This window comes from Novosphingobium sp. FG90 (assembly GCF_057808725.1).
This window is the reverse complement of the sequence record NZ_JBMDIO010000096.1, coordinates 1-1697: the sequence shown is the minus strand read 5'-3', so window position 1 is coordinate 1697 and position 1697 is coordinate 1. Positions and strand designations below refer to the sequence as shown.

3 protein-coding genes are annotated in these 1697 nt (G+C 62.6%); all 3 read left to right on the top strand.

The genetic code is table 11. From position 1 onward, the window contains the following. Positions 1–78 precede the first annotated feature (78 nt). Positions 79–555 carry a YkgB family protein gene (locus tag ACODRZ_RS26665; protein ID WP_010339850.1) on the top strand — a complete coding sequence of 159 codons (477 nt, stop codon included), beginning with the start codon at positions 79–81 and terminating at the stop codon, positions 553–555. A gap of 133 nt (positions 556–688) precedes the next feature. Continuing rightward, on the top strand, positions 689–1273 hold the full coding sequence (locus tag ACODRZ_RS26660; RefSeq protein WP_010339849.1) for a recombinase family protein: 585 nt from the start codon (positions 689–691) through the stop codon (positions 1271–1273). Between the two features lie 4 nt (positions 1274–1277). Further along, positions 1278–1697: DUF4158 domain-containing protein (locus tag ACODRZ_RS26655; RefSeq protein WP_488973184.1), on the top strand; the 420-nt coding region annotated here is incomplete at its 3' end.

Sequence of the window (1697 nt, the reverse complement as noted above, 5' to 3'; positions counted from 1 at the left end):
ATAGTGTATGCGCAGCGCATATATCACGCCTGTCTAAGCATGAAGGCAGGTCATGCGCCATGATGAAAGCGAGGCACCATGTTTTCGACATTACACATAGCTGAAAAGACGACCGGCTCTCGCGGGTCTCTCGCGTTGCTGCGCTGGGCGCTGGTGGTCATCTTTCTCTGGTTCGGTTGCATGAAATTCACGAGCTATGAAGCGATGGGCATCGCGCCATTGATGAAGAACAGTCCGATCATGAGCTGGATTCCGGCCGTTTTTGGGGTGCAGGGTGGAAGCTATTTTATAGGCACCGTCGAGCTCGCGACGGCCGCTGCGCTGATTATCGGTGCTTTCAACAAGACGGCCTCCGCTCTCGGCGCGGCGATGTCATGCCTGACTTATGCCGTGACACTGACGTTTTTCCTGAGCACGCCTGGCGTCGCCGAGCCGACCGCTGGCGGGTTCCCGGCGATTTCGGCCGGAACCGGACAGTTCCTGTTGAAGGACCTGGTGCTTCTTGCGGCATCAGCGTGCCTTCTACTTGCGTCCATACGGACAGCAGACGCGTGACGGCAAACAGGTGATAGGCGACGCTCCGGACCTGCGCTTTTGCCGAACCATACCCGCCTCAGCCCATAACGATCGACAAACCCTGTCGCTTTGATAGGGTGTTCGAAAACATGCTTTCGAGGGTTTGTCGTACATGCTGGTCGGATATATGCGGGTGTCAACGACCGATGACCGCCAAACGGTCGATCTCCAGCGGGACGCGCTCGTCGCAACCGGGGTCGATCATCGGCATCTCCATACCGACAAGGCATCCGGCGCGCGCGACGACCGACCAGGCCTGAAAGCCTGCCTCGACTATCTGAACGCGGGCGACACACTGATCGTGTGGAAGCTCGACCGGCTCGGACGCTCGCTGCCGCACCTGCTGACGATCGTCACCGATCTGAAGGCGCGCGGCATCGCGTTCCGGTCGCTGACCGAGCAGATGGATACGACCACGCCGCACGGCGAATTGCTGTTCTCGCTGTTCGGTGCATTGGCACAATATGAGCGTGCGCTCACGCGCGAACGGGTGATGGCGGGACTGGCTGCTGCCAAACGCCGGGGACGCCAAGGTGGCCGCCCGCCGATGATCGACGCCGAAACGCTCGAGCGGATCACCGCCGCGCTGGATGGCGGGGCCAGCAAGGCGTCCGTCTGCCGGACCTTCAAGGTGCCGCGTTCGACCCTTCTCGGCACGCTTGCCCGGATCGGCTGGACCGCACCGGCCAAGGTCTAAGCCGATGCCGCGTCGCGCCGTCCTGTCGGACGAGCAACGCGCGGCGTTGCTCGCGCTTCCCGACGACGAAACCCTGCTCGTCCAGCACTGGACATTGAGCCGGGACGACTTGGCCATCATCGTCCGCCGGAGGCGACCGCATAACCGGCTGGGTTTCGCGATCCAGCTTTGCGCGCTGCGCTATCCTGGCCGTTTCCTGCGACCCGGTGAACTGATCCCTGATACGCCGCTCGCGTTCGTCGCAGAGCAATTGCAGGTCGGACCCGAGGTGCTGGCCGACTACGCGACGCGCGGCCCGACCCGGTACGAACAGCTCGATGCACTGCGCGATGCATTCGGCTTCATGCCGCTCAGTCGGCCGCTGCGAACGACGTTGCAGGAATGGCTCCTGCCGATCGCGCTGACGACGACCAGCGGGGCTAGG